Raw genomic sequence first — 6,124 nt, forward strand, 5'->3', positions numbered from 1 at the left:
GCGAAGGAGGCGCTAGAACATGTCGCTGGACACATTTTTTTCCACACTGCAGCTGGGACTGGTTTATTCCGTGCTGGCGCTGGGGCTGTTTCTGTCTTTTCGGATTTTAAATACGCCGGATTTGACGGTGGACGGCAGCTTTGTTACCGGGATGGCGATCAGCGCTGTTTTGGCACTGGCAGGCCATCCGCTGCTGGGGCTGGCAGCTGCCTTTGTAGGCGGCATCCTGGCCGGCGGGATTACCGGACTTTTGCATACCCGTTTAAAAATCCAGCCGATTCTGGCGGGGATTCTGACGATGACGGGCTTGTATTCGGTCAACTTGAGAATTATGAGCGGCAAGCCGAATTTATCGCTGTATAAAAAGACCACGTTGTTTTCCTTGTTTGAAGGGAAATTTCCGCAGGCGACGACCGGGATTCTGTTTTTGATCGTCGTCGTGCTGGTGATCCTGTTAACAGTGTTTTTGAAAACTCAGCTGGGACTGTCGTTACGGGCCACGGGGGACAATGAGGAAATGGTGCGGGCCTCCTCGATCAACACGGATTCTATGAAAATTCTCGGCCTGGCGCTGGCCAACGGCTTGGTTGCTTTATCAGGCGGTCTGTTGGCGCAGCAGCAGCAGTTTGCGGACAACAACGGCGGCCTGGGCATGTTGGTGCTGGGATTGGCGTCAATCATTATCGGAGAAACACTGTTTGGCAGGGGCGGCTTAGTTCATCATCTGACGTCGATTTGCGCTGGGACGATCGTTTATCGGTTCGTGCTGACGTTCGCTCTTTCTCTGGGATTGGCGGCCAGCGATCTGAAATTATTTTCTTCCGCATTAGTCGTCTTGGCCTTGGCGGTGCCGCAGGTCCAGGGAAAAATGAAAACAAGGAGGAAACGCCATGCTTGAAGTACGGGAAGCAACGGTGGTCTTTAATGCCGGAACGGTCAATGAAAAAATTGCGCTTGATCATGTCAGCCTGACCTTAGAAGCCGGAGATTTCGCCACGGTGATCGGCTCCAACGGCGCCGGCAAAAGCACCCTTTTAGGCGGGATTGCCGGAAGTCTGCCGCTAAGCGAAGGACAGGTCATGCTGAACGGGCAGGATCTGACCCGGATGAAGGAACATCGCCGTTCGCATACGATCGGACGGCTGTTTCAGGATCCGCTCAAGGGAACAGCGCCTTCAATGACGATTGAAGAGAATCTGGGACTGGCATACAGTCGGGGAAAGCGGAGATCTTTGCAGCTGGGCGTCAGCCGTAAAGATGAGCAGTTCTTTTACGAACTGCTGAAATCCTTAAATCTCGGATTGGAAACCCGGATGAAAACCCCGGCGGGTCACTTGTCGGGCGGTCAGCGTCAGGCTCTGACGTTATTAATGGCAACTGTGGTCACACCGAAACTTCTGCTTTTGGATGAACACACCGCGGCGCTGGATCCGCGAACAGCGGAGTCGATCATGGATCTGACGCGGCAAATCATCGAACGGGATCATATCACGACACTGATGATTACGCACAATATTGAAAATGCACTGGCTTATGGCAATAAAACGATTGTGATGAATGAAGGCAAGATTCTGCATATCTATCAAGGTGAAGAACGCCGCCGGCTGACGGTGAAGGACGTCATGGCGCTGTATGCCAGCGAGCATGCGGCCTTATCGGACCGAACCATTCTGGGGCGATAATGGAAACAGATAAAAAGGCAGGGGATAGGAAAACAGCGCGTAAAGCAAAAGTTTTCATGAACCCTGTCTTTTCTATGATTTTAGGCAAAAATGAGAGAGCGAATTCAATTTTTTAAAAACTCAATTTCATAGGCTTGTCTGAAAAAAATAAATCGAATAATTCAGAGAGAATAGCTTCTTCGGCTCAGCGCAGCTCAAATAAAAATTAACCAAGATCCGTTTTTTCCCTGACCGGCACCAGAACCCGTCCGTAAAAGAGGTGTTCGCTGTGCTTTTTTAACGCAATGTAGGGATCAAAGGTAACGATGCCGTCAATTTCATAGGCCCGTTCTTCCATGTAGCGGAAAACCGGCTCTAAATAACGAATAAAAGGAACGGACATCGCGTTTTGACGCTGAAAGATATAACTGACGCAGCGGCAGGCCGGCAGTTCCATGACGTCTTCGCAGCGCGGCAAGTTGAATTCATGAGCCAGCTTCTGCGATAGGATAAGTCCGCTGTATCCTTCATCCGATCGCATTCGTACATCTTTTTCCAACAAAAAAGGCGTCATTTTGACAAGCGGAAAATACTCCAGCCAGTTGGAAATCACGGCACTGTTCGCTTTTTTCTGAATCAGGGAAGTCTGTTCCTCATCGCGCTTGCGGTAGCCGATCAAATAACTGGCTTCCCGTTCCACTTCGCTCAGCGTGCCCAGTTGGCTGTCTAATTGTTCAATAAACTGTTTTTTCTGTAAAATGATATTTTTCTTCGACGTTAAAAAACTGATCTGAAGATCAATGTTTGTCAGATTCTTCATCAATGTCTGATCAATTTCAGAAAGCTCAAAATCATAAATGCATTGCTGAGCCGCTTTCTGACTCAGGCCATACGAGCGATACATTTTATAATGCATCAGATTATGCATGTCCACATCATTAAAAAGACGATATCCGTTTTCTTCATTTTTCTGGGAATCAATGATCCCCATTTTGTCATAATATCGGATTGTCGTTTCGGGAATTTTTAACAATTTCGATAATTCTCCAATTTTATAGTTTGCCATCAAGATCATTCCCTTTGCCGCTTACAGTGTACTAGAAAACAAAGGAATGTCAAGTCAAGAAAAGGCATGGAAACGCATTATTCCATGCCTTGATTCTTAGTTATTTTAATACAGCGTCAATGCTTTCCGCCGCCAGCTTGCCCGAAGTGCCAGCCCAGCTAAGATACGCGCTGGACGCGTCGCCCTGGACGTTGCCGACGACTTCGCCGGCCGCGTACAGTCCAGCGATCGGTTCATCCTGCTCGGTTAAGACCTGACACTCAGGATTGATATCCAGACCTCCTAAACTGGTCGCAAACCGCAGGTTCTGTTTGACGATATAGAGGGGTCCGTCAGTTTTGAATTCAGCACTCAGCGTCCGGCCGAACTCATCTTTGCCAGCCTCATAACCTTGGTTGTAAGCTTCAAGGGTTTCAGCCAAGGCTTCAGCATCAATGCCGGCCTGCTGAGCGGCATCGGCAAGGGTTTCCCCTTTGACAAAGACGGTCGTCCCTGTTCCTTTTTCCTCGATCCAGGTCTTGGCTTCGGTTTCCGAGAACAGGTGTTTTTCAATCGCTGTTTTATAGAATATGTCATAGGCCGCCTGGTCCATAACGGTATACATTGCCCAATCGTTCTGCTGCTTGTAGACGCTGACTAATTCCTGCTCACTGCTTGTTTCGCTGATCAGGCGCTTTCCGGCGTCATTGACCAGAATTCCAGCGGAAGCTTTCCACATCGCGTTGTTGGCAGGTTGGGTATATTTGCCAACGCCGGCTGTGACTTCCAGCCCGTTCGGCTTGACTCCGAGATATTGCAGATTTGTGACTTTTGCGCCGATTTTCTGCGCCATTTCCAGACCTTCGCCATTTGAGGAAACCGGACCATAATAGATGACTCGTCCAACGTCAGCCTTTTCAATCAGTTTTTGATTGCTGCCGTAACCGCCGGTGGCAAGCAAAACCGCTTTCGCGTCAATTGTGTATTGATTCCCCTTGTTATCCTTGGCCTTAACTCCGGTCACAATACCGTTATCGACAATGAGTTCAGTAGCCTGAGTGTTCAGTTGGATTTCGATTCCGCGCTGCTGAGCGACATCGTGAAGCGTCTGCATGAAACCAGCGCCTCCGCCCACTGCTGTAAAGTCGCGGGCGATGCCTTTTTCACTCGGCTGGGGAACGTTGAACTGCGCGCCGATGTCGTCGATCAGCCAGTCGATCGCGGCCGCTGAGTTTTCGGCATGCAGCTTGGTCAGTTCTGCATCGTTGATGTTGTGTCCTTTTTTCAGCAGCTCTTCGATCATCAGTTCGGGAGTGTCTTCAATGCCTGCTTCCTTCTGATACTTTGATCCCGCCGCGGAGAACCCGCCGCCGCAGGTTGCAGAAGCCCCACCGGTATACGCCATTTTCTCGATGACAAGAATGTGCTCCTGTCCCAGCTCCTGAAGCCGCAGCGCCGCACTCAGACCGGCCGCGCCCGCCCCGACGATCACCACGTCGGACGGAATTGTGATTTCTTCGCCTGTACTTGCGGTCGGGGATTTCTCAAACAGGGAAAGATCCGCGCCCGCCTGGGTCAGACAATCTTTGACTGAATCCAGGATTGCTTTTGACGTGTACGTCGCGCCGCTGACGCCATCTAACGCAATGCTTTGCGCGTCGATGATTTGGCCTGGCAGCTGCTCGATCGCCATACCGCCGACACTAGGCGTTTCGTTGTTCTCCCCAATTTCTATGGTGAGAATCTTTTCTTCGTCAACCGTAACGCTGACTTCCATTTCCCCTGCGTAACCGCTGGATGTTGCGGTATACGTTCCAGCCGTCATCGCCCCGTCCGCCGATTTTTCCTGCGGCTTGGCGCTGCAGCCGCTGAAGATCAGCGCCGCCGCAGCAAGAGAGTAAAACCATTTTTGAGTTTTCTTCATTTCTTTATCCTCCGTCTTTTCTATTAAAAACCCGACAGCCACTGTCGGGTCAATGCAAAAACGAAAACAATCACAAACACTGCAATGTTAACCCGCTTATTTTTGCTAAATGTGAATTATTTAACCGATTTCAGTAGTAATTGAGAAGCGAATTTGCTATGATAAAACTGAAAGAAGGAGAAGGAATTATGATATTGGACGATTATCAGAAACGTGTCGATCAACTGTTTGAACAAATCAAAACAACACAGCGGGAAAACATCATCACAGCAGGCAAAATGATTGCGGAAACCATTGACGCAGGCGGTAATATCTATCTCAGCGGTATTTGCCATTCCATTGAAATGGATCTGTTTAACCGCGGCGGGGGACCGGCTTTTTACCGGACTTTTCACTATAAATTAGATGTACAGTCAGATGCCCGTGAACGTGACCGCAGCGATCTGGATACAGATATGGAAGGTCTGGGGGCGTATATCTTAAAAGCCTCAACGATCCGCCCGGGTGATATTTTATTTGTCGGCTCGGTCTCCGGCCGGACGAAAGGGGTTGTCGATCTGGCTTGGGAAGCCAAGAAGATGGGCGTCAAGGTTATTGCAATGAGCTCCATGAGTTATGCTCAAACAGTCGACGCGGTTCATTCTTCTGGAAAGAAACTGTATGAATTTGTCGATCTGACATTGGATAACTGCGCCCCGGCAGCAGAAGCGATGTTGAAGGTGGACGGCATCGAAGCGAATTTTGCCGCGGCCAGCGGTATTGCGAGTTCTTATATTCTTTGGTCTGTCACCGCTGTTGTATTGGAAGAAATGCAAAAAAGCGGGAAAACACCGCTGCTGCTCAAGAGCGCAAATTTCCCAGGCGGAACCGATTACAACAACGCCGAAGTTTATCCACACTATAAGGAATTCGGCTGGTAAGGACGGAATCCAAAAAGTTTAAGAGAAGAGAATGAATTCCTGAAAGTTCAAGGGGGAATTCTTCTCTTTTTGTTTGATGTGTTCTATAATGAAATTAAGGTAATCTTTGTTGTGTATAGCATTAAATAAGGAAGATCATTGTGTGTGGGAGAGGAGGCTGGAGCATGCGGAAAAACAAACTGCTGGGCGTTATTTATCTACTGTATTTATTAGCGGTTATTGGATTGTCGCTTGCTGACTATTTTCTGGTGCTGGGAATCCGAAAATTTTTCGGCAGTGCTGCTTTTGTAATTTTGGCGCTGTATTTCTTTTCCAAAGTTCCGCTGGCGTATACGATGAATTCTATGCCAGTAAAGTTTGCTCAGGAGCAGGCGAAGGAACAAAGTAAATATAATTGGATTTCCCTGAAAGGATTTCTGTTGATCATTCTGCCTCTGGCTCTGGCTTACTTTTCATGTTTTCTTTAAGGACTTCGCGTCCTTTTTTTGTTAGATTAATATGATTAATGCGGAAATTGGATATATGGCATAAATTTACTTTGCGGAAATTGGATGTGCTCATGTTGATATAAAAA

At 48.4% G+C, this 6,124-nt stretch carries 6 protein-coding genes; 4 read left to right on the plus strand and 2 right to left on the minus strand.

Going from position 1 to position 6,124, the window contains the following annotated elements; all coding sequences use genetic code 11:
• The first annotated feature begins 19 nt into the window (after positions 1-19).
• Positions 20-898 (plus strand): ABC transporter permease, encoded by an 879-nt coding sequence (locus BN162_RS12805; RefSeq protein WP_020225518.1) that lies wholly within the window; start codon positions 20-22, stop codon positions 896-898.
• The gene (locus BN162_RS12810) at positions 891-1,682 is read left to right on the plus strand and encodes an ABC transporter ATP-binding protein (RefSeq protein WP_020225519.1); all 792 of its coding nucleotides are present in this window, start codon (positions 891-893) and stop codon (positions 1,680-1,682) included. Before BN162_RS12805 ends, BN162_RS12810 begins: the two co-directional genes overlap by 8 nt.
• 205 nt (positions 1,683-1,887) lie before the next feature.
• On the opposite strand, the gene BN162_RS12815 is transcribed toward BN162_RS12810, so the two are convergent.
• Both BN162_RS12815 and BN162_RS12820 read right to left on the minus strand, forming a co-directional pair.
• On the minus strand, positions 1,888-2,727 hold the full coding sequence (locus tag BN162_RS12815) for a MerR family transcriptional regulator (RefSeq protein ID WP_167540025.1): 840 nt from the start codon (positions 2,725-2,727) through the stop codon (positions 1,888-1,890).
• 100 nt (positions 2,728-2,827) lie between these two features.
• Positions 2,828-4,630, minus strand: coding sequence for an FAD-dependent oxidoreductase (locus BN162_RS12820; RefSeq protein WP_020225521.1), 1,803 nt, complete (start codon positions 4,628-4,630; stop codon positions 2,828-2,830).
• 188 nt (positions 4,631-4,818) lie between these two features.
• Between BN162_RS12820 and BN162_RS12825 the strand changes: the two genes are divergently transcribed.
• Positions 4,819-5,550, plus strand: a complete 732-nt coding sequence (locus BN162_RS12825; RefSeq protein ID WP_020225522.1) for a sugar isomerase domain-containing protein — start codon at positions 4,819-4,821, stop codon at positions 5,548-5,550.
• Between the two features lie 164 nt (positions 5,551-5,714).
• On the plus strand, positions 5,715-6,017 hold the full coding sequence (locus BN162_RS12830) for a hypothetical protein (protein ID WP_020225523.1): 303 nt from the start codon (positions 5,715-5,717) through the stop codon (positions 6,015-6,017).
• Positions 6,018-6,124 lie beyond the last annotated feature (107 nt).

It is taken from the genome of Holdemania massiliensis AP2, assembly GCF_000327285.1.
Taxonomy (GTDB): Bacteria; Bacillota_I; Bacilli_A; order Erysipelotrichales; family Erysipelotrichaceae; genus Holdemania; species Holdemania massiliensis.

Coding starts and splice junctions, on each gene's coding strand:
- BN162_RS12820 (WP_020225521.1), bottom strand. CDS start 4,630: ATGAAGAAAACTCAAAAATGGTTTTACTCTCTTGCTGCGGCGGCGCTG.
- BN162_RS12815 (WP_167540025.1), bottom strand. CDS start 2,727: ATGGCAAACTATAAAATTGGAGAATTATCGAAATTGTTAAAAATTCCC.
- BN162_RS12810 (WP_020225519.1), top strand. CDS start 891: ATGCTTGAAGTACGGGAAGCAACGGTGGTCTTTAATGCCGGAACGGTC.
- BN162_RS12825 (WP_020225522.1), top strand. CDS start 4,819: ATGATATTGGACGATTATCAGAAACGTGTCGATCAACTGTTTGAACAA.
- BN162_RS12805 (WP_020225518.1), top strand. CDS start 20: ATGTCGCTGGACACATTTTTTTCCACACTGCAGCTGGGACTGGTTTAT.
- BN162_RS12830 (WP_020225523.1), top strand. CDS start 5,715: ATGCGGAAAAACAAACTGCTGGGCGTTATTTATCTACTGTATTTATTA.